Here is a 25,494-nt window from a genome sequence, read left to right on the forward strand (position 1 = left end):
ATACCACATAGAATCCAGCGATACCAACTGATTTTCAGTTGAGAATCTAGTCACCTAGAGGTGACGCACGCACCACCACTAGTTGGATAGCAGCGACCGCTATATCCGGGAGCGCCGTCGATACGGCTGTCGGCGAGGTGTCGACGCGAACCGAACCATGGACAAAACTCGCGTGCTACCGGGCAACGATGTGGGATGGAACACGGGGACGACCGACGAGGTCGTCGCCCGACACGATTGGGGCGGCCGAGACACCCTCGCGGTGACCGTCGTCACCGCGACCGCCCAACTGAGAGGCGTGGACGCCATCGACCTCCCACTGCTGTCCGAAGCTATCGACCCCGACGCGCTGTGTCAACTGTTCGACCCGCTGGTGCGGGCACCGGCGACGGACGGCGACACTCGCGGGTCGGTGGCTCCCTCGCGCGGTCACATCGAGTTCCGGTACGCTGCCTGCGACGTGACCCTCTGGGCCGACGGAACGGTCATCGTCACCTCCGCCTGACGCATCGGCACACGAACGAGTCGGAATCACCACCACTACCACCACCGGACGCGGCACCCTACCGCGGTGCCGTGACGGCCGCTCGCCCGCGACCCACCACCACCACCACCACCACCACGCGGGCGACGCGGTCACATTTCTTCGACGACCGACGACGCCGACGTGGCGCGACGCGAGAGTGCGACGGGTTTTGGTACACAGAGCCGCTACCGGAGGGTATGGGATACGCCTGTCCGGTCTGCGACGCGCCGCAACGCGACGAGACGCATCTCGCGAACCACCTCGCGCTACAGGCCATCGTCCACGGCGACGACCACGAGACGTGGCTGGACGAACACGCCCCCGAGTGGGCCGACCTGAACGCCGACTCGCTCGGCCCGCTCGTCTCCGAGCTCGCCGAGGAACGCGAGTTCGACGAGGTGTTCGAGGACACGGTCGACCGCACCGGCGGCCGCGGCCATAGTCACGCGCACGGACAGGGACACGACCACGACATTCCCGACCGAGAGCCGCAACCGTTCGGCGGCTCCGACGGGTCGCAGTCGCTGTCGGGCGACGCCGCGCGCATCTTCGAGGAGGCGCGGTCGCTCACCCGCGAGATGGTCGCGGACGACGGCGAGGGCGGCGAGACCGAGGACGCGCCGCGGGAGGGCGACGCCGACGCCAGCGCCGATGCCGACGACCGCGACGAGGGGACCGAAGACGACGCGGACAGGAAAGAGTCGTAAGTCCGGACCCCGAACCGACTGGCGATGGAAACCCACGGGACGATTGCGCCGGCGTCGCTCGACGAGGCCGAGGCCGCCTTCGACCGCGTCGGACCGACCGCGCAGGTGGTCGTCCGCGAGACGGCCAAGGCGATGGAGTTCGACCGCGAGGAGTACCGCGACCGCGTGACCGGCGACGTGGTCGAGACCGTCCGGAACGCGCTTTTCGCCGAGTCGCTTTCGGTCACGGTCGGCACGCGCGCCGAGTTCGACGACTGGCGCGCGGCCCACGAGGACTACGAACTCGTCGAACTCGGCAATCCGGACGTGGAGCGCGTCGCGTGGCACGCGGTCCCCTTCGCCGAGACGGTGCTGGCGACGACGTTCCAACACGAGGAAGACGCCGCCGTCAGCACCCTCCGACGCAACGCCTTCGGCCGCGTCTACCGCGACGCGCTCCTCGGCGAGGAGTCCGAGGGCGGTGACGATGAGTCGGCCGGAGCCGACGACGACACCGCGACCGACGCCGGCGGACTCGGCGGCGACGCGACCGGAGCGGACCGATGACCGACGACGGCCGCCGACACGAGCGCCTGCCCGACCCCGAGTGGCGCGTGCTGGAATCCGAAGTCGAGTACGACACCGGCTGGTTCACCGGCGGCTACGACCTCGTCGAACAGCCCAACGGGACGACGAAGCGCTACTACTGGGCCGAGTTGGCGACCGCGGTCGTCGTCGTCGCGGTCGCGGACGACCACGTCGTCTTTGTCGAGCAGTACCGGCCGAACATCCGTCAGACCCAACTCGAACTCCCCGCGGGCGTCGTCGAAAAGGGCGAGTCGTTCACCGACGCCGGACTGCGCGAACTCCGCGAGGAGACGGGCTTCGCCGCCGACTCGGCGTCGGTCATCGGCGACGTGTGGTGTTCGACGGGCGTCCTCCGGCACCGCCGCGGCTTCGTCTTCGCCGAGGGCCTCACGCCGGTCGAGCGCGACCTCGACGACAACGAGTTCCTCTCGGTCCGCGCCGTCCCGGTCGAGGAGGCCATCGAGCGGGCGACCGAACCGCCGACGAACGACGCGACCGTCGAGGGCGTCCTCCTCGCCCGCGACGAGGGCCTGCTGTAGATGGTCGACGAAATCGCTCCCGAGACGGTCGCGGCGCTCCTCGACGCCGAGGACCCGCCGCTGGTCGTGGACGTGAGCACGGAAGCCGAGTTCGCGCTCGGGCACGTGCCGGGGAGCATCAACGTCCCGCTTTCGAACCTCGTCTCGCACCTCGACCGCGTCGCGGGCGCGGAGCACGTCGTCACCGTCTGCCCGCGGGGCGAGGCCAGCGTGCAGGCCGTCCGCCTGCTTTCGGCCTACGAGGGGACCGAAGACGCCCGCATCGAGAGCATGGCCGGCGGGCTCGCGGCGTGGGACGGCCCGCTCGAAGAGGGTCTCGACGAGGGACACGGCGACGGCGAAGAAGGCGGCGACGACGAACGTCGCTGAACGGCGGCGTCGCTGGACGGTGACGTGACCGAACAGAGTCGAGCGATTGGCAGACTAACGGCTCGCGCGCGCTGACTCGCTTCGCAAAAATCTCGACGGCGGGCTAATTCAGAGGTCGGTCACGCGACGTTGAACCCCTTTTCGCGGAGGAAGTCCTCCACGCGGCCGCGGTGATTGCCTTGGAGTTCGATGGAATCGTCTTCGACGGTTCCACCGCAAGCGAACTTCGACTTGAGGTCCGACGACAGGCTGTCCATGTCGACGTCCCTCGGGTCGAATCCCTCGATGACTGTAACCTCTTTTCCGTAGCGGCGCTCGTCGATGCGGATGACTATCTCCTGAGACTCTTTCGCCACGTCCTCGCAGACGCAGAGCTCTTCAGGGAGCCCGCACGTCGAGCAGACTTCCGACATTACAGTGTGGACCTACAGGATGGGGATATTAAACAGTATCGGGAGGCGGGGTCGCCGTCCCCGGCCTCAAGCGCCCGAGTCGTCCGCGGACGACGTTTCCGATTCGTCGTCCGTCGTCGCGTCGTCGGGGTTCACAGCGGGGCCGCTCTCGTCGACGTCCCTCGCGCGCTTGTCGTTTCCGGGCGGCGTGTCCGGGGCGTTGCCGCGGTCAGCGCCGTCCGAGGGGCGCTCGGACGCGTCGCCGGTCGCGTCAGTCTCGTTTCCGTCGGTCGCGTTGCCGTTGGGCGCGTTGCCGTTGGGCACGTTGCCGTCGTCGGCGCGAACGTCATCGGCGCGGCCGCTCGCCTCAGAACGCGAGTTTCCCGGGGCGTCACCCCGCCCCGCGTCGTCCGGTTGTCCGCCGCTGTCGGTGTCCGACTCGTTTGCGGCGCGCTCGCGGCCGATTCCCCTCCCGGGGTTCCCCGCGAGTTCGCCGGCGATTTCGGCCACTTCGGGGCCGGTGAGTTCGCTCGCGTTCGTGCGAAGCCTATCGAGTTCGGCCGTCTCGACGCCGCGCGCCGAGAGGTCCTCGGCGGGGACCGTCGAGGCGGCGTCAGTCGTCTGGTTCAGCATACTCCGGGTGCGCTCGATGTCGGCGACCGTCCGAGTCAACAGCACGCGGTACTGTCCCTCAGAGAGCGTCCCGTTGGCGCGCTGGGCTTCGAGGCGGTCCTTACGCTGTTCGAGTTCGGTGAGGCGCTCGCGGACCGTGTCGACCTGCGTGGCGACGACCGCGGCCTTCGAGGCGTTCGAGTTCGCGTTCGCGAAGCGCGTCTCGAAGGCGCGGCGTTCGAGTTCCCCGTCGGTCTCCGAGCCCTGCACGCCGATGACGGCGGACAGGCGCTGACCGGGGAGCGTCTCCGACGACGCGGCGCTGTCGTTGGTCGCGCTGTCGTTCGCGGTCGTCTGTGCAACGGGGGCCGCGACCGACCCATCGGTGACGGCGGCCGTCGTTCCTATCGGTCCGGCCGGGGCGGCGAGAGCGAGCGGTGCGCCCACCGTCGCCAGCAACACGGCGGCGGCGACGACGAGCGCAGCGGTTCGTCGACTCATCACTCCCGCTTTGGAGCCGCGTTCCGATATAAACGTGCGGTCGTACCCGCGAATCAACCCCAGTCAACGGCAGTTTGGGAATCTCGACCGGGTCGCCTCCGTCTGCCGATTAGGGACTTACCACCGGTATAAACAGTCGTAAGAAATTTATACTCCTTTCGGGTCGCCGTCGTCCGCGTCCGCGCCCTCGTCGTCTTCGGGCAGGCGGAGGACGTTCTCGCGGCCGAGGCGGAAGCCCTCGATGGTCCCCTCGTCGCGCATCCCGCGGACGACCTTGCTCGTCTTCGCGTCGGTCCAGTCGAGCGCGCCGGCGACCTCCTGTTGCTTGATGCGGCCCCCGCGGGACTCGATGAGTCGGAGGACGCGCTCTTCGTTGCTGAGGAGTTCCGGCGGCGGACTCGGCTCGTCGCCGCCGTCGCCGCCCGCGTCGGACTCATCGTCGGACGCGCCCGCGCCGGCTCCGGCGCTCGCCGCGACAGCGGCGTCGTCGGCCGACGACGCCGGGCCGGCTTCGTCCGCGCTCGCGGAAGTCGCCTCGGCGGGCGCGCCGGCGTCCGTACCGCCGGCCGCGTCTGCACCGCCGTCGCCGCCGCCGAGCGCGCCCCGCGAGCGGAGATAGAGCGCGCCGGCACCGACGAGCACGACGAGAACGACCGCGACGAGCGCGGTCGTCGTCGGGAACGGGTCGTCGCCGGCGGCGGGCGTCTCCGAGTCGGCCGGCGTCGCCGACGCCGTCGCCGACGTTCCCGGACCGCCAGCGCCGCGTTCGAGGACGACGCTCGGCTCGCCCGAGACGAACTCGGTCTGCGAGCCGCGCCAGATGACCGTGTGCTCGCGCGTCTCGTCGCCCGCGGGCTCGACGGTGGTCGCGTCGTAGTCGTCGGGCCACGAGAGGATGAGCCGGGAGCTACTGTCGAGGAAGAAACCCTCGATGGCGTCGCCGACGACGAGGCGGTCGCCGTCGACCGCCGCGAAGTTGGACCACTCGAAGGAGTAGCTGACGACCCCGAAGCTATCGGGGAGCGACCGCGTCTCCGCCGAGACCGAGACGTTCGTGGCGTTCATCTCCCGGCCGGTGGCGTTCTCGGCGGCCCCGACGGTCGAGGCGATGCGCTCTGCGAACGCCGAGGTGTAGTCGTCGGGGTTGGCCCGCACGTCGTCGCGGAGCGACTGGAAGGCCTCGGTGGTGTTCTCGTCGTCGAGTCGGGTCCAGTACTGAATCTCCCAAGTGGCGTCGCCGCTCTCGGAGACGTCGACGACGATTCGCGTGCTGTCCGGTTCGACGCCCTGTTGGACGAGCGGTTCGACGCCCGGACCGCTCGCGGGGGCCTCCTGTGCGGCCGCGGTCGGCGCGACCACGGCGGCCACGCAGAGAGCGGCACACAGGAGTACGAAGACAGCGTCTCGTGTCGCCATTGACCGTTCGTGCGAGCGCACACAGAAAAAGTGACGCGGTTCTTCGCGCCGCTCAGTCCGTCCAGCGTCTGACGAGCGGCAGACGAGCGCGGACGACGGCGTTCGCCGCGGCCACCGCCTCGTCGGCGTCGGCGCGGGTGACGCCGTCGCCGTACTTCGCGCGCTCGTAGAGTCGGCCGACCTGTCGGGTCCGCTCGTCCACGCCGACCCGGGAGAGCGAATCGAGGTAGGCTCGAACCGTCTCGCCGGGGCGACGCGGCCGGTACTCGCGTTCGAGGGCGAGTTCGAGGCGGTCGTACGCCCGGAACACGTCGTCGGCCGGCGAGTCGGTGCGCCGCTGATACGCCGCGGTCGCAAACCGGAGGTGCGCCGGGAGCCGAGTCCTCCTGACGCCGGCGACGACGCCGAGGAGGCCGACGAGACCGACGAACAGCGTCTCCCGAGACGGCAGCTCGGGGACGAGGCCGCCGCCGTCGTCTTCGGCCGCCCCGTCGCCCGTCGGCGTGACGCCGAGGCGCTCGTCGATGCTCGGCCCCGGCGGGCTGCCGCCGGCGGGCGTCTCGTTCGTCTCGGTCCCGTTTTCGGTCGGCGTCGGAGTGTCGGTCGCGGTCGTCGTGGGCTGTTCGGTCTCGTTCGACTCGGGGCTCGTCTCGTTGGTGTCGATGCCCGTCTGTCCCTCGTCGCGGGCGTCACTGAGACTGCTCGACTCCGCGTCCTGCCGGGGGCCGGCGGGCGTCGGGTCGAAGCGGACCCAGCCGGTGTCCTCGAAGTAGACTTCGACCCACGCGTGGGAGTCGAGGCCGCGGACGACGTAGCGGTCGTCGCCGACCTGCTCGCCGGTGGTGTAACCGGTGACGAACCGCGCGGGAACGCCCTCCGAGCGGAGGAGCACGACCATCGTGGAGGCGTAGTAGGTGCAGTAGCCGGCGTCCATCTCGAAGAGGAACGACTCGGCGATGTCGCCGTCGGGTCGGGACACCCGAAGGGAGTACTCCTTGTTGGCTTCGAGCCACTCCTCGACCGCGACGGCCTTGTCGTAGGGCGTCTCCGCGTCGCCCGCTATCTCGGCGGCGCGGTCGCGGACGCGGTCGGACGTGCTGTCGGGGAGCGCGAGATACCGCTCGCGTATCTCGTCGGGGTAGTCGGTTCCGGTCCGCCGGAGCGACGCCGCGGTGTACTGCGGGACTTCGCTCGTGACGTTGTACGTCTCGCCGATTTCGACGGCTCGGTCGGGGCGGAGGTTCCCCTGTTGGGTGACGAGCGTCTCGTTTTCGATGTCGCCGGAGACGGCGACGGGCCGCCACGCCGCGGGCATCGAATCGAGCGGCGTCGCCGGCGTGACGGTCTGACGGACCAGTCGCGAGGGACCCTCCGGGCCGGCCAACCGGCCGCCCTCGTAGTCGCTGGTGTCGCCGGTCCTGACCCAGCCGTCGCCGGTGTAGCGGTCGAACGTCGCCGTCTGCCAGTAGTCCGGCGACGTGCTCTGGACCTCGAAGCGGACCTGCGGCGAGAGGCTGATGCTCCCGACGACGGAGATGCGGTCGTCCGCGCTCACGAGGCTGGCCTCGACGGTCGGCTGTTCGGCCACGCCGCCGTCGGCGATGACCGGCGACCCGCCCGCGCCGGGGAGGACCGTGACGGTGGCCGACAGCACGACCATCGCGGCGAGGACGACCGTCAGCACGTCGAGTTGGCCGCCGGCGCTCCCGAAGCGGTCGATGCCGTCGAGGCCGACCGCGGCCATGCCCGCGCCGACGCCGAGGAGCGTGAGCGTCCCCGTGGCGTCGGTGGTGAGGACGAACAGGCCGAGGCCGCTCCCGGCGACCGCGACGGCCGGCGCGATTCGCCCGCGGACCGCGAGATACCACGCGAGGAACACCGGCCCGGGCGTCACCGCGAGCGCCCACACGTCGGCCGACAGGAGCCGGAGCGCCGAGAGGCCGCTGAGGAGCGCGAACGTGTCGGCCAAGAGGCGCTCCGGCGAGAGCAACGCGACCTGGCTCTCGGGGAGCGCGAGGAAGTACGCCGCGAAGCCGCCGCCGGCGATGAGAGCCGCGAGGCCGAGGGCGTATCTGGGCCGGAGCGTCCACCCCACGACGGTGGCGAGGGCGAGCGTCCCCGCCGCGAGGAGGACGAACTGGTCGCGGCGACCCACGACGTCCGTGATGTCGTAGACGACCGCGAGGAACGCGCCGATGAGGACCAGCGAGGCCGCCGCCGCGAGGAGGCCCGCGGGGACGCCGAAGACGGTGCTCGTCGAGCCGGCTGAAGTAGACGACGACTCGCCGGCGACCGTCACGCCGACACCCCCGAGCCGGCACCGCGGGCATCGACGCGAGTCGCCGGGTTCCGGTTCGAGCCACCCGCGGCGTCGCCGTCGGCGCGCAGGCGGTCGAACGTCGTCTCGCGGCCGCCGAGCGCGACGTGCGTCTTTCCGGCGTCGCCGCTGACGACGACCGCGGCGGTCTCGTCGGGCACCGACCCCGAGCGGAGCCGCGAGAGATGTTCGAGGACGCGCCGGCGGTCGCCGGCGGTCGCTTCCACGACTCCCGCGGGCGAGCTGAGGTGGACCGGGACGCCGGCGTCGAGAAGCGCACAGCAGAGCGTCGCGGCCGCCTCCGCCGCGTCGTCCTCGTGGCCGTCGGTCGCGCCGGCCGAGACGCGCACCGCGTCGGCCGTGACCCGGTCGGAATAGGCTTTCACCACGAGGTCGCCGGACTTGGCGCTCGACTTCCAATGGATGTCGCGGAGCGGGTCGCCGGGGACGTACTCGCGGAGGCGGTCGAACTCGGCGCGCTCGTCGGTGCGGCCCGCGTCGGCGAGCGCCGAGAGGTCGCGGCGGGCCGCCACGCCGAGCGACCGGACCCGCGGGAAGACGAGCACCTCGGTCGTCCCGCCGGCGGTGAACGACTTCGAGAACAGGCCGAGGATGTCGCGGGCGACGACGGTCGCCGGGCCGAGCGTCGCCGGGCCGCGACCGCGGAAGGTCACCTCGTAGTCGACGCGGCCGTCGCCGACGACCGAGTTGACCGCGGTGTCGCCGTCGAGCCCCGGCGAGAGGGCGTCGGAGACGGTGGCCGGAAACGGCCTGTCGGCGTCGATATCGAGCGAGACGGTGCGCGTCTCGCCGGGGAAGCCGTCGTCGGGCGCGACGCGCTCGACGCGGGGCGGCGAGACGCGCCAGACCTGTACCGCGCCGACGACGAGGCCGACGGCGACCGGGACGACGACGGCGTTGAGCGCCCGCGGGCCGTAGGCGACGGCGTTGGCGACGCCGACGACCACGACCGCGACGGCGACCCAGCCGCGGAGGGTGAGCTTCATCGGTCTCACTCGACCGCGACGGTGTCGAGCGCCCGCTCGACCACGTCGCGGCCGGAGCGCTCGTCGGTCGTCCGGACGCGGTGGGCCCAGACGCTCCGCACCTCGCGCTGGACGTCGTCGGGGACGACGTAGTCGCGGGCGTCGAGGGCGGCGCGGGCCTGCGCGGCGCGGACGAGCGCGATGGAGCCGCGGGGGCTCACGCCGAGGTCGGCGCGCGCCCGGGTGTCGGCGGCGAGCCGGGAGACGTAGTGGCGGACCGGCTCGCTCACCGTCACGTCGAGGATGCGCTCGCGGGCGTCGCGCACGTCGCCGGCCGACGCGACCGGTTCGAGCGACTCGATGGGGTGGTGGCCCGAGACGCGGCCGAGCAGTTCCGTCTCCTCGGCCTCGTTGGGGTAGCCGAGGTGAATCTTCTTCATGAACCGGTCGAGTTCGGCCAGCGGGAGGTCGTACGTTCGGTCGGGTTCCACGTCGTTCTGCGTGGCGATGACGGTGAAGGGGTCGGGGACGCGGCGGGTGACGCCGTCGACCGTGACCTGTAGCTCCTCCATGACTTCGAGGAGCGCGGCCTGCGTCTTCGGCGGCGCGCGGTTTATCTCGTCGCCGAGGACGACGTTCCCGAAGACGGGGCCCTCGCGGAACTCGAACTCGCTGGTCTGTTGGTTGAACACGTTCACGCCCGTCACGTCCGACGGGAGGAGGTCGGGCGTGAACTGGATGCGCTCGAACGACCCCTCTATCGAGGTGGCGATGGCGCGGGCGAGCATCGTCTTGCCGACGCCCGGCACGTCCTCCAACAGGAGGTGCCCGCGGGCGAACAGCGTCACGATGATGTCTTCGATGGCGTCGTGGTGGCCGACGATGACTCGTTCGACGTTCTCGGAGATTCGTGTCGCGAGGTCCGACACCGCCTCGACCGAGAGCGCGGGGTCGAAGTCGGCGTCTGCATGTGCATCAGTCATTGATATTCCGGATGCCCCGCCGACCGTCCGCACCGCCGACGGGTCTCTGCATGTTAGTATTGCCTCAGTCTACCTAACCTTGCTGGGTGTCCACACTGACCCTGTCGGGCGTACACACGCTCAATCGCGGGGGACGACGGGACGACGGCCGGCGACCGGGGCGTTCCCGGGCGTTTTTATCGCTCGGCGACCCGGGTGTGAGTATGAACGCGGACGCCCAGCGGGAGGCGGTGTACGGCGCGCCGCCGGAGATGCTGGCAGCGCGGGACGACCTGACGCCGATGCTCTCGCAGTACGCCGACCTCTGCGAGGAACACGACGACGCGGTCGTGCTGTTTCAGGTCGGCGACTTCTACGAGGCGTTCTGCGGCGCGGCGGAGGCCGTCGCCCGCACCTGCGAGGTGACGCTGACCCAGCGCGAGGACTCCACCGGGACGTGGCCGATGGCGGGCATCCCCATCGACAACGCCGCGGGCTACCTCGAACGCCTGCTCGACGCCGGCTACCGGGTCGCGCTCGCGGAGCAGGTCGAAGACGCCGAGGAGGCGTCCGGCCTCGTCGACCGCGCGGTCACCCAACTCATCACGCCCGGCACAGTCGTCGACGAGGAACTGCTCGACGCCGGGCGGGCGACCTACCTCGGCGCGGTCGCTCGGGTCGGCGACGGCGAGAGCCGCCACAGCGACGCCGACGCCGCCACCTACGGCCTCGCCGTCGTGGACGTCTCGACCGGCGAGTGCCTCGTCACCGGGGCCGACCGCGCGCTGGCGCTCGAAGAACTGGAGCGCCTCGCGCCCGCCGAACTCGTCGTCGGTCCCGACTGCGACCTCCCGGACCTGTCGTTCGACCCGATGGAGACGCCGTTCGAACCGGCGGCGTTCGACGCCGACGCGGCCCGCGAGACGCTGTCGGCCTACGCCCCCCGGCCGGACGCCGTGGTCGAGTCGGACGCCGAACTCCGGGCGGTCGGCGCGGCGCTCGCCTACGCCGAGTACGCACAGGGCGACTCGAAGCTTGCGTACGTCACCCGCGTCACGCGGTTCGACCCCCGCGAGTTCCTCCAGCTCGACGCGACCGCCATCAGAAGCCTCGAACTGTTCGAGTCGCGGAGCGCCCGCGCCGGAAGCACGCTGTTTTCGGTGCTCGACGAGACGGCCTGTGCGCTCGGTCGCCGCCGGCTTGAGGCGTGGCTCCGCCGCCCGCTCGTCGACCGCGACCGAATCGAGGCGCGACTGGACGCCGTGGACGCCCTCTGCGACGACGCGCTGGCCCGCGCCGACCTCCGAGACCACCTCTCGTCGGTGTACGACCTCGAACGACTGGTCGCCCGCGTCTCCCGCGAGCGCGCCGACGCCCGCGACCTGCGCTCGCTGAAGACGACGCTCGACCGCGTTCCGGAGATTCGCGAGGCGCTCGCCGGAACCGATTCCGACCTCCTCGCGGACCTGCGCGACTCGCTGGACGAACTCGAAGACGTGCGCGACCTCGTCGGCGACGCGGTCGTCTCCGACCCGCCGCAGGAGATTACCGAGGGCGGCGTCATCGCCGACGGTTTCGACGCCGAGCTGGACGAGGTCCGCGGCACCGCCGAGGCGGGCCGCGAGTGGGTGTCGAACCTCGAAGCCCGCGAGCAGGAGCGCACCGGCATCGACTCGCTTGAGGTCGGCTACAATCAGGTCCACGGCTACTACATCGAGGTGACGAACCCGAACCTCGACCGCGTCCCCGACGACTACCAGCGCCGACAGACGCTGAAGAACTCGGAGCGGTTCTACACGCCCGAACTGAAGGAGCGCGAAGACGAGATTCTCCGCGCCTCGGACCGCGCCGACGCGCTCGAATACGACCTGTTCTGCGAGGTGCGCGCCGACGTGGCGACCGAGTCCGCCCGGATTCAGGCCGTCGCCGACGCCCTCGCCGACCTCGACGTGCTCCGGACGCTCGCGGACGTGGCGGTCGCGAACGACTACGCCCGCCCCGAGTTCCACGGGGACGCCGCCTCCTCGGTCGGCTCGACCGACGAAGCCGGGGCGACCGGCGAGACCGGCGGCATCCACATCGACGCCGGCAGACACCCCGTCGTCGAGCGCGCACAAGACGAGTTCGTGCCGAACCCCGCGGCCCTCCCGCGGGGGAGCGTCGCGCTCGTCACCGGCCCCAACATGTCCGGGAAATCGACGTACATGCGGCAGGTGGCGCTCGTCTGCGTCCTCGCGCAGGTCGGGAGCTTCGTCCCCGCGAAATCGGCGCAGTTGCCGGTCCTCGACCGCGTGTTCACCCGCATCGGCGCGTCTGACGACATCGCGGGCGGCCAGTCCACGTTCATGCGCGAGATGAGCGAACTGACCGAAATCCTCCACAACGCCACCGGCGACTCGCTCGTCCTCCTCGACGAGGTCGGCCGCGGCACCTCCACCGCCGACGGCCTCGCCATCGCCCGCGCGGCCACCGAGTTCCTCCACGACGAGGTCGGCGCGACGACGCTGTTTGCGACCCACTACCACGACCTCACCGACGCGGCCGACGACCGCGAGGGCGTGTTCAACCTCCACTTCACCGCCGCGCGGCGCGACGGCGAGGTCACGTTCCTCCACAGCGTCGCCGACGGCCCCTCCTCGTCGTCCTACGGGGTCGAAGTGGCGCAGTTGGCCGGCGTACCCGCGAGCGTGGTCAAGCGGGCGCGGAACCTCGTGGACGAACCCGACGCCGACGCCGAGGGCGCGGGCGACGCCGAAGATGACGCCGAGGGCGTCGCCGCCGCGGCGAACGGCGAGGTGGCCGAGGCCGCGGAAGACGGCACGCTCGCCGCCTACGTCGACGGGTTGGAGAACGGCCATGGCGAGAACGAGCACCAGAAGCGGGAGGGCACGGCAACTTCGACGACTGCAACGACCGCGACGGCCGCGGCGGCCGAACCGAACCCCGAACTCGAAGCCGTCGCCGAGGCGCTCCGCGAGGCCGACCTCGTGGACACCACGCCGCTGGAGGCGCTGAACCTCCTGTCGGAGCTCAAAGGAAGACTCGAATGATTCGCCGACTCGACCCGGAGACGCGCTCGAAAATCGCCGCCGGCGAGGTCGTCGCCCGCCCCGCGAGCGTCGTGGTCGAACTCGTGGAAAACGCGCTCGACGCCGGCGCTGAAACCGTCGAAATCGAGGTCGACGGCGACGGGACCGACCGAATCCGCGTCGCCGACGACGGCCGCGGGATGGCCGAGTCGGACGCCGCGCTCGCGGTCGAGCGACACGCGACGAGCAAGCTGTCTGCGGCCGGCGACCTCGAAACGGTCGAGACGCTCGGCTTCCGGGGCGAGGCGCTGCCGAGCATCGCCGCGGCCGCCGCCCGCCTCGAACTGACGACGAACGACGGCGGCCCGCGCGGGACGCGAGTCGTCGTCGACGGCGACGAACAGGCGAGCGACGGCGAGCGCGACAAGACCGTCTCGCCCGCGGGGCGGGCGCGCGGGACGACCGTCGACGTGACCGGCCTGTTTTCCGACCGCCCGGCGCGGAAGAAGTCGCTCGCGTCGCCGAAAGCCGAGTTCGCCCGCGTCTCGGCGGTCGTCGCGCGCTACGCGCTCGCGCGTCCGGACGCGCGGTTCGTCCTGCGACACGACGGCCGCGAGACGCTCACGACGCCCGGGACCGACCGCTTCTCGGACGCGCTCTTGGCGGTGTACGGCCGCGACGCCGCGAGCCACGCCTCGACGTTCGACGCGGTTCGGGAGGTCACCGCGGCCGGCGAGACGGCCGCGGTCGAAGTCGACGGCGCGCTCTGCCACCCCGAGGTGACGCGCTCCCGGCGCGACCACGTCCACGTCTCGGTCAACGGCCGCGCCCTCGCCGAGCCGCGAGTCCGTCGGGCGGTCGCCGACGGGTACGGGACGCTCCTGCCCGACGGGCGCGAACCGGTCGGCGTCGTCCGACTCCGCCTGCCGCCCGCGTGGGTCGACCACAACGTCCACCCCGCGAAGGACGAGGTGGGCTTCAGAGACGCCGAGGTCGTCGCCGAGGCGGTCGAGTCGAGCGTCCGCGACGCGCTGTCGACCGCGGACCTCCGGCGGAGCGGCGAGGTGGCGATGGACCTCGATAGCTCGCTCGCGCCCGTCGAGGCCGCGTCGGTGTTCGACGACCTCCGCGTCATCGGGCGCTTCCGCGGCCTGTACCTGCTGTGCGAGGCCGGCGACGAACTCCTCGTCGTGGACCAGCACGCGGCCCACGAGCGCATCAACTACGAGCGACTCCGCGAGGCCGTCGAGGCGGCGGGCATCGACGCCGTCCCCCTCGACCCGCCCGCGACCGTCTCGCTGTCGCCGACCGACGCGGCGCTCCTCGACGCGAACCGCGACCTCGTCGAGGGACTGGGATTCCGCGTCGCCGAGTTCGGCGACGGGGACGGGGCCGGAACGTACCGCGTCGAAGCGGTCCCGGCACCGCTGGGCCGACCGTTCGCCCCGGACGCGCTCGCGGACGTGGTGGCTGGCGTCGCGTCGGGCGACCACGCCGACCCGCGGGACGAACTGCTGAAAGACCTCGCGTGCCATCCGTCGATTAAAGCGGGCGACGACCTCACCGACGACGAGGCCGCGCGACTAATCGAGCGACTCGGGTCGTGCGAGACGCCCTACACCTGCCCGCACGGCCGACCCACGGTGCTCTCTATCGACGAGGAGACGTTCGTCCGCGGGTTCGGCCGGCGAAGCGGCCGGCTCGGATAGGGCTCGGCGAGAGCAACGTTGCCGAGCCACTCCGATAGAATCGTGCGAAGTGGCGCGATAGCTGGTGGGAAAATAGATACGACGTAGCTACCAGCGTGGCGCGCCCGGCCGCTACCAGTCCTTGCAGTCGAGACAGACGTACTCGTCGCCGTCGAGCCACCGCTTTTGCACCGACTCACCGCACTGGGGGCACGGAGTGGCTTCGGGGGTCCATCGGTACGTGGCGAGCGTGCTCACGTCGGGGGTGTCTGCGGCGGAATCGGCGGGGGCGTCCGCGACATCGGGGCCGTCAGCGTCGGCGTCGGCCGTCGGTTCGTCGGCCGCTCCGTCGTCGCCGCCGGCAAAGTCGTCGAGCGAGCGATTCGGCATGTGTCGGGGTCGGTGCGCGCGGCCCTTATCGGTGCCGACCGAGCGGCGCGGCGGGCGGCCGCCGCGAACCGCGGTCCGGTGCGGGTTTCACCGGTCGAGTGAGCGCCGTGCGAAACCCACACAATCAATACCCCCGAATCCCGACAGTCGCGCATGGCAACACTCACGGACTTCGTCATCGCGGTTCTGCAGAGCCTCGTCGAGTTGGTGTTCAACTTCGCGAGCGTGGCGACGAGCGATATCCTGTCGCCGTTTCTCATCCTCACCGGGGGTGCGGTAATGGCCGTCTCAGTCGGCGCGTTCGCTTACGTCACCCTCGGCGCACTCGGCGCGGAACTCGGCATCATCGGCGTCGGTTCGTCGACCGGTAAGCCGCCGCAGCGAGAGTAATCGCTTCTTCCAGGTCGGGGCCGACCGGCGACCCGACCACGACGCCGTCAGCGTGTTCGAGCACCGCGTCCATCCGGTCGGCCACGTCGTCGGGCGTGCCGGCCATCGAGAAGGCGTCTATCATTTCCGGCGTGACGAGGCCGAACGCCTCGGAGAACGCGCCGGCGGAAATCTTCTCGCCGATGTCGCTCGCGCGGTCGGCGTCGATGCCGTGTCTATCGAGGACCGGCGGGGCCGCCCCGGCGGTGATAAAGGCGACCGGCGGGCGGGCGGCCTCGCGGGCCGCGTCCGCGTCTTCCGAGACGGAGACGCTGGCGTAGGCGGCGAGCGTGAACTCGCCGCGCGAGTCGGGGCGGTCCTCGACGCCGATATCGACCTGTTCTCTGGCCCACGCGAGGTCGTCGGGGTGCGAGCCGTTGAACAGCAGGCCGTCGGCGTGCTTGCCGGCCATGCGGCACATGTGCGGGCCCTCGCCGCCGACGTACACCGGCACCTCGCCGGGCACGTCGAAGTTGAGGCCGGCGTCGGTCGCCTCGAACGTGCCGTCGTGGCTGACGCGCTCGCCGTCCCAGAGCTTCTGTGCGACCTTGAACGCCTCCAGCACGGAGCGGAGGCCGCGCTCGTCTTCGAGGCCGAGGTTGCGGAGCGTCGAGGGGTCGCCCGGACCGATGCCGAGGAGGCCGCGGCCGCCCGAGGCCTCGGCGACGGTCGCCACCTTGCCGGCGAGCGTCACGGGGTGTAGCTCGTAGGGGTTGGCGACGCCGGGGCCGAGGCGGATGTCGTCCGTCTCGGCCGCAAGTCGCGCGAGGACCGCGAAGGGGTCGCGGTTGTTGTAGTGGCACGAGACGAAAAGAGAGTCGTAGCCCTCGCGTTCCGCCTGCGCGCCCAGTTCGACGAGGTCGTCGACGGGGTGTTCCGGGGTGAGTTCGAGTCCGAGCATGGTGTGAGTGTGAGATGCAGAAATGGGTCGTCAGGGGTCGTAGCGCCACTCGCGGAGCGCCTGTCGCACGAAGTCGCCGTCGATGTCGCGGAAGTGGGCGTCGCTCTCGCCGTGGTCGCCCCACTCGAAGTCGCGGACGACGACGGTGGGCGTGCCGCCGTCGCCCTCGCCCTGCACGAGGTTGGCGGCCGCGGCGAGTTCGTCCACGACGCTCTCGACGGTGACGCCGAGTTCGCGGCCGTCGCGGTCGGCCTCGCCGCGCCAGTCGCGGGAGGCGTTCAGCCCCGCCCAGCCGATGGCGACGCCGCGCTGCCCGTGTCGGAACGGCCGGCCGCAGGTGTCGGTGACGATTACCCGGTCGGCGTCGACGCCGGCGCGGATGCGCTCCGCCGACTCGCTGGGGCGCTTCGGGAGCAACAGCAGGTCGTGGTCGGGGACGTTCGAGCGGTCGATACCGGCGTTGACGCCGACGTGGCCGAACCGCGTCTCCGTCAGGAGGAACGGCTCCGATATGACGAGGTCGACGCTCTCTTCGAGGACCGCCTGCGCGAACCGCGGGTCCTTCTCGTCGCCGGTCAGTTCGGCGAGGCGGGCGGCGAGTTCGCGCGCCCGCGGGCCGGCCGGGAAGTCGTCGAGGTCGGCGAACCGCCCTTCGGCCTTCGAGACGACGGTGGAGGCGACGCAGACCACGTCGTCGGGCCGGAGGTCGACGCGCTCCGAGACGAGGGCGGCGAGGTCGTCGCCCTCGCGGACCTCGGGCACGTCGGGGACGGGAAACAGCTCCATACCGCTTCGGAGGGCGAGGGCGGTGAAAAACGACGGGATGCTGGCGAACCGGGCCGGTATCGCAGGCGAGCGGGGAGGGTCGGTCCGGAGGGAGGACGCGACACGCCGACTGCGCCGGCCTCAGTCGTCGCGGACGACCTCGACAGACAGCGAGCCGTCGGCGACCGTGCCGACCATCATCGTCGCGTCGTCGCCCGGGTTCGCCGCCGTCGCGGTGCCGGGGTTGAGGACGCGGACGCCGTCGACCGTCTCGTCGACCACCTCGTGGATGTGCCCCGCGACGCCGACCGCGCCGTCGCTCGCGGCGTCTCTGACCGCGTCGGCGACGCGGGACTCGTAGCCGGTCCGCGTGCCCGTGCCGTGAGTGACGACGAACGTGAGCCCGCCGACCTCCGCGATATCGACGAACGGGAGGTCGATGGTCGGCGGGTCGACGTTCCCGCGGACGCCGACGAACCGCGCCGAGAGGTCGCGCAGGCGGGCGAGCGTGTCCGGCGAGTCGAAGTCGCCCGCGTGAATCACGAGGTCGGCCTCGCGGACGCGGGCTTCGACCCAGCTCGGAATCCCGTCGGCCCGCCCCGGAACGTGCGTGTCGCTCAGGATAGCGAGTCGCATACCGATACCACGCGACCGGCCTGAATAGTCGTTTTGTCAGTCGCCGACGTAGGTCAGGATATGCCACACGTCGTCACCGTCTTCCTCCGACACGGCGGGCGCGTCCTCCTCGCTCGCCGGAGCGAGGCGGTCGGAACGTATCAGGGCCGCTGGGCCGGCGTCTCCGGCTACGTCGAGGGCGACCCCGCCGACGCCGAGCGCGACGCCCGGCGCGAACTCGCCGAGGAGGTCGGCGTCCGCGAGGCCGACGCCGAGCTCGTCCGTGCCGGAGAACCCCTCGCCGTCGCCGACGAGGGACGCGAGTGGACCGTCCACCCGTTCCTGTTCGACGCGGGGAGCCGCGACGTCGACCCGAACGAGGAACTCGCCGAAGTCGAGTGGGTCCACCCGACCGAGATGCGGGAGCGCGAGACGGTCCCCGGACTGTGGGCGGCCTACCGCCGGGTCGCACCGGGAGTGGAGACCGTCGCCGACGACGAAGCTCACGGGTCGGCGTGGATTTCGCTCCGTGCGCTGGAGGTCCTGCGCGACGCCGCCGTCGAGGCGGACTCGCGGGACGCGCTCGCGTCGGTCGCCCGGCGACTCCGCGACGCCCGCCCGAGCATGGCCGCCGTCGAGAACCGCGTCAACCGCGTCATGGCGGAGTCAGGTCCCGACCCGGAATCGGTCCGCCAACGGGCCGAGGCGGCCATCGACGACGCTGCCGAAGCGGACGGCGCGGCGGCCGCCCGCGCCGCCGAACTCATCGGAGACCGCGGCTACGACCGACTCGCCACGCTCTCGCGGTCGGGTACCGTACTCGCGGCGCTCGAAGCCTCGGCGGTCGCCGAAGCCGCCGTCCTCGTCGCCGAGTCCCGACCGGGCGGCGAGGGCGTCGGCGTCGCGGAGCGTCTCGCCCGTGGCGGTCGGAACGCGACGCTGACCACCGACGCGGCGCTCCCCGGACTCGTCGCGGGCGGCGAAGCCGACGCCGTTTTCCTCGGAGCCGACTCGGTGCTCGCGTCCGGCGGCGTCGTCAACAAGGTCGGAAGCCTCCCCGTCGCGCTCGCGGCCGCCCGCGCCGACGTGCCCGTCTTCGCCGTCTGCGCCCGCGACAAGGTGCGCGGCGACGACCGCTTCGTGGGCGAGAACGCCGGGACGCTGTACGACGGCGAGGCCGCCATCGAGACCGCAAACCCGCTTTTCGAGGTCGTTTCCGCGGACCTACTTTCGGGCGTCGTCACCGAATCCGGCGTGCTGGACGCCGACGGAGTCGAGGCGGTCGCGGCCGAACACGCCGCGTTGGCGGCGCGGGACGACTGAGACGGGAGCAGAGGAACCGGGGCAATGACCGCCGCCCGGCGGGGCGAAAAGGGTGGATTCTTGAGCGTCCGACCCGGACTCCGACTCGGTGGCGATGACGAAGGTTACCCCCACTCAGCCCCTTGTGATGATAGATTTCATCCGAGCCACCAACTACTGACGCCCCATCGCTCGGCCGCTCCGAACCTACGTCGCCCGGAGCGTCGCGTGCGCGCTTCTCGCGGCAGGCCACCCGCTGTGACCGGGCGGGCGCTCGTCGGCCGCCCGAAACCGGACACCCGCGCCGAAGGCGCAACTTCCTTCGTGGGCCGCCGCGACCCCTCGGCCATGCACATCGAACGCATCGCGGTCGACGAGTCGGTCGGTCGCGTGATGCCGCCGGGGCTGTTCGTCGAGGCGCTTTCGGGCCACGGCGTGCCCGTCGAGCGCGTCGGCGACGGCGAGGAGTTCGGACCGGGGGACGCGGTCGCCACGTTCGGCCACAGGGACGCCTTCGTCGACGCCGACTGGGTCCACTGCGTCCGCGCCGGCTACGACGAGTTCCCCGTCGCCGACTACGAGGCGGCCGGCACGGCCCTCACGAACAGCACCGGCGTCCACGGGACCACGGTCGGCGAGACGGTCGTCGCCTACATGCTGACGCTCGCCCGCCGCCTCCACGCCTACCGCGACGCCCAGCGCGACCGCGAGTGGGACCTACCGAGCTACGAGGAGCCGTTCACCCTCGACGGCGAGCGCGTCTGCGTCGTCGGCCTCGGCACCCTCGGGCGGGGCGTCGCCGACCGCGCGGCCGCCCTCGGGATGGACGTCGTCGGCGTCCGGCGCTCCGGTGACCCGGTCGAGCACGTCTCGACGGTGTTCACCCCCGACCGGCTTCACGAGGCCGTCGCCGACGCCCGGTTCGTCGTGCTGGCGATGCCGCTGACCGCGGAGACAGAGGGCATGGTCGCCGCGCCGGAACTCGACGCGATGCGCGAGGACGCCTATCTCGTGAACGTCGCGCGCGGCCCCGTCGTCGACGAGGACGACCTCGTGGCGGCGCTCGACGGCGGCGACATCGCGGGCGCGGCGCTCGACGTGTTCGCCGAGGAACCGCTGCCCGCGGAGTCGTCGCTGTGGGAGTTCGACGAGGTGCTCGTCACGCCGCACGTGAGCGCCGCGACGGGGAAGTACCACGAGGACATCGCGGCGCTCGTGGGAGAGAACGTCGAGAAGATAGCCGCCGGCGACCCGCTCACGAACCGGGTGGCGTGAGGGCGAGGCGGCCCGAGCAGAGACCGGCGCGCCGGCGCGTCAGCGCCTCGCTCAGAGGAACTTGAACAGGTCGTCGCGGCCCTGCTCGTGGAGGTGCGACCGCAGGGCGTCTTCGAGGTGAGAGATGTCGCCGCGCTTGGCCGTGATGGGCGCGATGACGTTCCGCCACTGCTTCCACGGCGGGAACAGCCCGAGGCGGTCACAGAGGTCGTTCAGGCGCTCGTCGCGGTCGTCGACCTTGTCCATCTTGTTGACCGCGACCACGGTCGGGATGTCGAGTTCGTCGAGGAAGAAGAACATCTCCACGTCGTGCGGGATGGAGTCCTCGGTGGTGTGGCGGTCGATGATGTCGATGACGCTTTTCCCGTCGACGACGAGGACCGCCGCGAGGATGTCGTCGGCGTGCTCCTCGATGTACTGGACGACGTCGGTCTTGATGGCCTCGCGGGTGTCGCGGTCGACGCCGGACATGAAGCCGAACCCGGGGAGGTCGGTGAACATGAACTTCTCCGCGTTCCAGTCGAAGTGGTTGGGTTTGCGGGTGACTCCGGGCTTCTTGCCCGTCGTGAACTTGCTGTGACCCGTCAGCTCTCGCATCAGCGTCGACTTCCCCACGTTCGACCGCCCGACGAGGACGATTTCGTCGCGGTCCGGTCGGTCTTCGAACATACCGGTGGTTCGCCACCGCGACGGATAAGGTGGGCGGAACGGGCTCGGCGCTGGCGGCGTCGGTGTCGAAAAAATCACGTCTCCGGGCGAGTCGCCCCCCACGACGACTCACCGACGACGCGAGAATGCGGCGGCCGCGTCAGTCACGGCCACTCGTCCGGTAACTCGCCCGCGTGTTCGTCGAGGAGTCGCAACAGCGGCTCGATTTCGTCGAATCGAGGGCCGCACGCGACGGAACCGCGACGACGGTTCCACTCGACGAAGCCCGCGTCGGCGAGTTTCGGCAGGTGAACGTGGAACAGTTCCACCTTCAGTCGGTCGGGGTCGCGGCCGCCACCAACGGCCGCGTCCCGCGTTGCCGCGTCGAGGCGCGCGCGTCGCCGTCGGCGCAGGCCCAACAGCAACCGCCGCCGATGGACGTTTCCGAGGGCGTCGAACGCCTCGTCGAGGCGGGGAGACGTCGCGGCTACCATCGGCGCGGCCCCCGTCGAATCCGAACGGGTGTCGCGCGACGGGCGCGAGACGCCGAGACGAAGCGCCTCGCGGGAGTCGCCGAACGACCCCGCTCCGGGCACTCGGTGAACACCACCCGATACCGGTACCGTCGAGAGCGCGGTCCGCCAATCACACGACCGTACGCCTCCGCGCCGTCGCGGCGCGGTCGAGCGGCGTACGGCTGTCGATGTCCGTGTGCGTTCACAACTACGTCCCCCGAGAGAGCGTAGCTAGCAAGTCACCATTCCCTTGTTGCTTTCACAGTCCGGCCATTGAAGTAGTGCGTCCGGGGGCCGACGGGTCGTGAGGGGCCGGTCGACACGAGAGTTCAATACGGGGGGTGCTCAATGAGAGCCAGTAATGGCCGTAATCGTCGAGTTGACGATCGACTCGGAGAGCTTCGACCTCGGGAGGGTCACCGCCGTGTCGAACGGCGTCCACATCGAGCTAGAGCGCGTCGTCCCGACCGGCGGTGAGGTCATGCCGTTCTTCTGGGCGCACGGCACCGACTTCGAGGCGTTCGAACGCGCCGTCCGACACAACCGCATCGTCGACGACCTGACGGCGGTCGCCCGCATCGAAGACCGAGTGCTGTACAAGGTCAACTGGGGCGATACCCCGTCGAGTCTGACCCGGATTCTCACCGACAGCGAGGCGACGATTCTCGAAGCCCACGGCAACGACCCGTGGCTGTTCCGCCTCCGGTTCAACGACCACACCGGCCTGACCGCGTTCCACAACCGCTGTCAGGACGAGGGCATCGAGTTCCACGTCGAGCGCATCTACACCCTCTCGGAGGGGGAACCGGGCGTCTACAACTTCGACATCACCAGCGAGCAACAGGAGGCGCTCGTCACCGCCGTCTCGGAGGGCTACTTCGAGGTCCCCCGTCAGACCACGCTCAACGAGGTGGCCGACCGACTCGGTATCAGCCCGCAGGCCGCCTCCGAGCGCGTCCGCCGCGGGGCCGACACCGTCCTGCGGAAGGTGCTGTTGTCGCAGTCGGCGGCCGACTTCTCGTAGCGACTCGCCGCCCGCGCGACGACGGGAACCGCTCGCGGCCCGAACGGGGGAGCTATCCCCCCGGCGCGAGTACGCGACGGCGACGCGATGGACAAAGCGACGCTCCGAACGACGGTGTGGGACGACCTCGAATCGTCGGGCGCGGCCCGGTTCCCCTTCCCGCCGCACGGCCGCATCCCGAACTTCGCCGACGCGACGGCCGCCGCCGAGCGACTGGCGGCGACGCCCGAGTGGGCCGACGCCGACGCGGTGAAAGCCAACCCGGACGCCCCGCAACTCCCCGTCAGGCGGCGGGCGCTCCGCGAGGGCAAGACCGTCTACATGGCCGTCCCGCGGCTCCGCGACGAGGAGTGTTTCTACGAACTGGACCCCGCGCGCATCGACGACGAGGACCTCGACAGCGCGCCGACCGTCTCGCACGTCGAGACCTACGCCGACAAAGTCGGCCCCGACGCCCTCCCGCCCGTCGACCTCGTCGTCTCGGGGTCGGTCGCCGTCTCCGAGGCGGGCGCTCGCGTCGGGAAGGGTGAGGGGTTCAGCGACCTCGAATACGCGGTGTTGCGAGGGCTGGGAGCCGTCTCCGCGGAGACGACCGTGGCGACGACGGTCCACGAGCGGCAGGTCCGCGACGACCTGCCCGAGCCGGACGCCCACGACGTGCCGATGGACCTCGTCGTCACCCCCGAACGACTGGTCCGAACCGAGACCCCGTATCCCCGGCCCGAGGGCATCGACTGGGGCGCGCTCCCCGACGAGCGCCTCGACGAGATGCCCGTCCTCCGGCGGTTGCGCGACGAGTCGAACGAGTAGCCGAGCCCCTGCTTATTTCACCGCCCGGACCGACGTGAGGCCGTGCGACTCGTACAGGTGTTGGTGCCGACCGGCAAGCGCGAGGCCGTCCTGCGGACGCTCGACGAGGAGGGCGTCGACTACGCCGTCTCCGAGGAGACCTCCGGGCGCGACTTCGTCGCCGTCGTCACCTTCCCGGTCCCCAAGGAGGCCGTCGAGCCGGTGTTGGCGCGGCTCCGCGAGGCGGGCGTCGAGCGCGACGCCTACACCGTCGTCGTCGCCGCCGAGACGGTCGCCTCGAAGCGGTTCGACCTGCTGCGCGAGCAGTACGAGGAAGACGAGGAGAACGGCGACCGCATCGCCCGCGAGGAGCTGGCCTCGAAGGCCGCCGACCTCGCGCCGTCGGTGCCGACGTACGTGCTCATGACGGTCATCTCGGCGCTCGTCGCCACCGCGGGCCTGCTCCTCGACTCGCCGGCCGTGGTCGTCGGCTCGATGGTCATCGCCCCGCTCGTCGGCCCCGCGATGTCCGCGAGCGTCGGCACCGTCGTCGACGACGACGAGATGTTCGCCCGCGGCGTTCGCCTGCAGGCACTCGGCGGCGTCCTCGCGGTCGGCGCGGCCGCCGTCTTCGCATTCCTGCTGAAACAGACCGGGGCAGTCCCGCTGTCCCCGGCTGAGGTGCTTTCGATTCCCGAGGTGGACGAGCGCCTCGCGCCCGACGTGCTGTCGCTCGTCATCGCGCTCGGTGCGGGGGCGGCCGGCGCGATTTCCCTCTCCTCCGGCGTTTCGACCGCGCTCGTCGGCGTCATGATAGCCGCCGCGTTGGTCCCGCCGACCGCCGTCGTCGGCATCGGCATCGCGTGGGGCGCGCCCGAGGCCGTCGTCGGCTCGGCCATCCTCGTCCTCGTCAACATCCTCTCGGTCAACTTCGTCGCCATCGGCGTCCTCTGGCAGCAGGGCTACCGGCCGGAGCAGTGGATTCGCCGCGACGAGGCCCGCCGGGCCGCCCTGTTCCGCATCGCCGTCATCGGGGTCGGCCTGCTCGTCCTCTCGTCGTTCCTCGGCGCGGTCACCTACACGACCTACCGGAACGCCGACTTCCAAGGCGACGCGCGCGACGCCATCGAGGACGCCCTCTCGGACACCGACGCCCGACTGCTGTCGATGGACCTGCAGTACGACAGCGGGCCGCTACAGGAGCCGGACGGCGTCGTCGTGACCGTCGGCTACGACCCGACGTCGGACCCGCCGCTGGTCGAACGCGAACTCACGAGACGGGTGAACGCCGTCGCCCCCGAGCCGCTGTCGCCGTGGGCCGCCGGCGAAATCGACGTCGAAGTGCGTTACGTCGCCGTCGCGGAGTAGCGCGCGCCGGGCGCGTCCGTCCCCCGTTTCGAAGGCTACAGTCGCTCTTTGTCTCTAGCGCGGCTTGAATAGCTGAACCGACGTACGGTGGGTATGCAACGACGCACGATTGCTCCGATATTCCTCGTCGGCCTCGTCCTCCTCGCGGGCTGTCTCTCGGCACCCCTGCAGGCGACGACCGACGGCGGCACAGACGCGACGAACGCGACGAACGCGACGACCATCTCCGCGACCGGCACCGGCGAAGTGACCGCCGACGCCGACCTCGCCGTGGTCTCCATCGCCGTGACGACCACCGCCGACTCGGCGGACGAGGCCCGCGGCACCGTCGCCGACGACGTGGCCGCCGTCCGCGCCGCCCTCACCGACGCCGGCGTCGCTGAGGACGCCATCCAGACGACCGGCTTCAACATCTACCCCGAGTACGACTACAGCGGTCAGGAGCGCGAACTCCTCGGCTACCGCGCCGCCCACACCCTCCGCGTCGAGGTCGCCCCCGACCGCGCCGGCGAAGTCATCGACCTCGCGGTCGGTGCCGGAGCCAGCGAAATCCGCGGCGTCGCCTTCACGCTCACCGACGAGAAGCGCGCCGAACTCCGCGAGGAGGCCCTGACCCGCGCCGTCGACTCGGCGAAGGCCGACGCCGACGCGGTCGCCAGCGCCTCGGGCCTGACCGTCGCGGGCGTCCACACCGCCACCGTCGGCGGCAGCGCCTCGCCCGGCCCGTACCCGGTCGCCTACGCCGAGGACGCCGCACGCGCCTCGTCCGGTTCGACCGAGCTCTCGCCCGGCCCCGTGACCGTCTCGGCGACCGTCCAGATGGTCTACGAGGCCGAGTAAGCGCCCGCGCCCCGCTGACCGA

26 protein-coding genes are annotated in these 25,494 nt (G+C 71.1%); 14 read left to right on the forward strand and 12 right to left on the reverse strand.

The genetic code is table 11. The features are described 5' to 3' along the window. Positions 1–157 precede the first annotated feature (157 nt). From NDI65_RS16875 to NDI65_RS16895, 5 genes are all read left to right on the forward strand, one after another. Positions 158–505: a HalOD1 output domain-containing protein gene (locus NDI65_RS16875; RefSeq protein WP_089776866.1), complete on the forward strand. Its 348-nt coding sequence runs from the start codon at positions 158–160 to the stop codon at positions 503–505. A gap of 218 nt (positions 506–723) precedes the next feature. Further along, positions 724–1,233, forward strand: coding sequence for a DUF5810 domain-containing protein (locus tag NDI65_RS16880; RefSeq protein WP_089776867.1), 510 nt, complete (start codon positions 724–726; stop codon positions 1,231–1,233). Positions 1,234–1,257: 24 nt separating this feature from the next. Then, positions 1,258–1,779 carry a DUF5809 family protein gene (locus tag NDI65_RS16885; RefSeq protein WP_089776868.1) on the forward strand — a complete coding sequence of 174 codons (522 nt, stop codon included), beginning with the start codon at positions 1,258–1,260 and terminating at the stop codon, positions 1,777–1,779. Beyond that, positions 1,776–2,339 carry an NUDIX hydrolase gene (locus tag NDI65_RS16890; protein ID WP_089776869.1) on the forward strand — a complete coding sequence of 188 codons (564 nt, stop codon included), beginning with the start codon at positions 1,776–1,778 and terminating at the stop codon, positions 2,337–2,339. Before NDI65_RS16885 ends, NDI65_RS16890 begins: the two co-directional genes overlap by 4 nt. Beyond that, positions 2,340–2,708, forward strand: a complete 369-nt coding sequence (locus NDI65_RS16895; protein WP_089776870.1) for a rhodanese-like domain-containing protein — start codon at positions 2,340–2,342, stop codon at positions 2,706–2,708. A gap of 119 nt (positions 2,709–2,827) precedes the next feature. On the opposite strand, the gene yciH is transcribed toward NDI65_RS16895, so the two are convergent. The 6 genes from yciH to NDI65_RS16925 form a co-directional block, all read right to left on the reverse strand. Further along, complete coding sequence (yciH, locus tag NDI65_RS16900) at positions 2,828–3,121, reverse strand: stress response translation initiation inhibitor YciH (protein WP_004041826.1); 294 nt, start codon at positions 3,119–3,121, stop codon at positions 2,828–2,830. Between the two features lie 66 nt (positions 3,122–3,187). Next, positions 3,188–4,213, reverse strand: coding sequence for a hypothetical protein (locus NDI65_RS16905; RefSeq protein ID WP_089776871.1), 1,026 nt, complete (start codon positions 4,211–4,213; stop codon positions 3,188–3,190). A 147-nt stretch (positions 4,214–4,360) separates the two neighbouring features. Beyond that, positions 4,361–5,629: a hypothetical protein gene (locus NDI65_RS16910; protein ID WP_310893863.1), complete on the reverse strand. Its 1,269-nt coding sequence runs from the start codon at positions 5,627–5,629 to the stop codon at positions 4,361–4,363. A gap of 52 nt (positions 5,630–5,681) precedes the next feature. Further along, positions 5,682–7,928 (reverse strand): transglutaminase domain-containing protein, encoded by a 2,247-nt coding sequence (locus tag NDI65_RS16915; RefSeq protein WP_310893864.1) that lies wholly within the window; start codon positions 7,926–7,928, stop codon positions 5,682–5,684. Further along, the gene (locus tag NDI65_RS16920; RefSeq protein ID WP_310893865.1) at positions 7,925–8,953 is read right to left on the reverse strand and encodes a DUF58 domain-containing protein; all 1,029 of its coding nucleotides are present in this window, start codon (positions 8,951–8,953) and stop codon (positions 7,925–7,927) included. The genes NDI65_RS16915 and NDI65_RS16920 overlap by 4 nt, the downstream gene beginning before the upstream one ends. A gap of 5 nt (positions 8,954–8,958) precedes the next feature. Then, positions 8,959–9,915: an AAA family ATPase gene (locus NDI65_RS16925; RefSeq protein WP_089776874.1), complete on the reverse strand. Its 957-nt coding sequence runs from the start codon at positions 9,913–9,915 to the stop codon at positions 8,959–8,961. 203 nt (positions 9,916–10,118) lie between these two features. Between NDI65_RS16925 and mutS the strand changes: the two genes are divergently transcribed. Together mutS and mutL are read left to right on the forward strand one after the other, a co-directional pair. Next, positions 10,119–12,944: a DNA mismatch repair protein MutS gene (gene mutS, locus NDI65_RS16930; protein ID WP_310893866.1), complete on the forward strand. Its 2,826-nt coding sequence runs from the start codon at positions 10,119–10,121 to the stop codon at positions 12,942–12,944. Further along, positions 12,941–14,632, forward strand: a complete 1,692-nt coding sequence (gene mutL / locus NDI65_RS16935; protein WP_089776876.1) for a DNA mismatch repair endonuclease MutL — start codon at positions 12,941–12,943, stop codon at positions 14,630–14,632. The genes mutS and mutL overlap by 4 nt, the downstream gene beginning before the upstream one ends. A gap of 111 nt (positions 14,633–14,743) precedes the next feature. Here the strand turns inward: mutL and NDI65_RS16940 are convergent, their stop codons facing one another. Next, positions 14,744–15,001, reverse strand: coding sequence for a zinc ribbon domain-containing protein (locus tag NDI65_RS16940; protein ID WP_089776877.1), 258 nt, complete (start codon positions 14,999–15,001; stop codon positions 14,744–14,746). Between the two features lie 153 nt (positions 15,002–15,154). Between NDI65_RS16940 and NDI65_RS16945 the strand changes: the two genes are divergently transcribed. Then, positions 15,155–15,391: a hypothetical protein gene (locus NDI65_RS16945; protein ID WP_089776878.1), complete on the forward strand. Its 237-nt coding sequence runs from the start codon at positions 15,155–15,157 to the stop codon at positions 15,389–15,391. On the opposite strand, the gene NDI65_RS16950 is transcribed toward NDI65_RS16945, so the two are convergent. From NDI65_RS16950 to NDI65_RS16960, 3 genes are all read right to left on the reverse strand, one after another. After that, positions 15,345–16,331: a 5,10-methylenetetrahydromethanopterin reductase gene (locus NDI65_RS16950; RefSeq protein WP_310893867.1), complete on the reverse strand. Its 987-nt coding sequence runs from the start codon at positions 16,329–16,331 to the stop codon at positions 15,345–15,347. The genes NDI65_RS16945 and NDI65_RS16950 overlap by 47 nt on opposite strands. A 30-nt stretch (positions 16,332–16,361) precedes the next feature. Continuing rightward, the gene (locus NDI65_RS16955) at positions 16,362–17,117 is read right to left on the reverse strand and encodes a coenzyme F420-0:L-glutamate ligase (RefSeq protein WP_089776880.1); all 756 of its coding nucleotides are present in this window, start codon (positions 17,115–17,117) and stop codon (positions 16,362–16,364) included. Positions 17,118–17,237: 120 nt separating this feature from the next. Next, complete coding sequence (locus NDI65_RS16960) at positions 17,238–17,732, reverse strand: metallophosphoesterase family protein (RefSeq protein ID WP_089776881.1); 495 nt, start codon at positions 17,730–17,732, stop codon at positions 17,238–17,240. Positions 17,733–17,792: 60 nt separating this feature from the next. On the opposite strand from NDI65_RS16960, the gene NDI65_RS16965 reads away from it, so the two are divergent. Together NDI65_RS16965 and ddh are read left to right on the forward strand one after the other, a co-directional pair. Then, positions 17,793–19,034, forward strand: a complete 1,242-nt coding sequence (locus NDI65_RS16965; RefSeq protein WP_089776882.1) for an NUDIX domain-containing protein — start codon at positions 17,793–17,795, stop codon at positions 19,032–19,034. Between the two features lie 327 nt (positions 19,035–19,361). Continuing rightward, the gene (ddh, locus tag NDI65_RS16970) at positions 19,362–20,288 is read left to right on the forward strand and encodes a D-2-hydroxyacid dehydrogenase (RefSeq protein WP_089777292.1); all 927 of its coding nucleotides are present in this window, start codon (positions 19,362–19,364) and stop codon (positions 20,286–20,288) included. A gap of 51 nt (positions 20,289–20,339) precedes the next feature. Here ddh and engB read toward each other — a convergent pair whose 3' ends face one another. Further along, positions 20,340–20,957, reverse strand: a complete 618-nt coding sequence (engB, locus tag NDI65_RS16975; RefSeq protein ID WP_089776883.1) for a GTP-binding protein EngB — start codon at positions 20,955–20,957, stop codon at positions 20,340–20,342. A gap of 143 nt (positions 20,958–21,100) precedes the next feature. Next, a complete protein-coding gene (locus NDI65_RS16980) occupies positions 21,101–21,430 on the reverse strand; it encodes a hypothetical protein (protein ID WP_089777293.1) in 330 nt (109 codons plus the stop codon). A 382-nt stretch (positions 21,431–21,812) separates the two neighbouring features. On the opposite strand from NDI65_RS16980, the gene NDI65_RS16985 reads away from it, so the two are divergent. The 4 genes from NDI65_RS16985 (at position 21,813) to NDI65_RS17000 (ending at position 25,472) form a co-directional block, all read left to right on the forward strand. Then, positions 21,813–22,475, forward strand: a complete 663-nt coding sequence (locus NDI65_RS16985) for a helix-turn-helix domain-containing protein (protein WP_089776884.1) — start codon at positions 21,813–21,815, stop codon at positions 22,473–22,475. Between the two features lie 87 nt (positions 22,476–22,562). Next, positions 22,563–23,285, forward strand: coding sequence for a 5-formyltetrahydrofolate cyclo-ligase (locus NDI65_RS16990; protein ID WP_089776885.1), 723 nt, complete (start codon positions 22,563–22,565; stop codon positions 23,283–23,285). 42 nt (positions 23,286–23,327) lie between these two features. Next, positions 23,328–24,632, forward strand: a complete 1,305-nt coding sequence (locus NDI65_RS16995) for a TIGR00341 family protein (protein ID WP_310893869.1) — start codon at positions 23,328–23,330, stop codon at positions 24,630–24,632. Between the two features lie 93 nt (positions 24,633–24,725). Continuing rightward, positions 24,726–25,472, forward strand: coding sequence for an SIMPL domain-containing protein (locus tag NDI65_RS17000; RefSeq protein ID WP_310893870.1), 747 nt, complete (start codon positions 24,726–24,728; stop codon positions 25,470–25,472). The last annotated feature ends 22 nt before the right edge of the window (positions 25,473–25,494 follow it).

The sequence above is a fragment of the Haloferax sp. S2CR25 genome (assembly GCF_031624535.1).
In the GTDB taxonomy this organism is placed as follows: domain Archaea; phylum Halobacteriota; class Halobacteria; order Halobacteriales; family Haloferacaceae; genus Haloferax; species Haloferax massiliensis.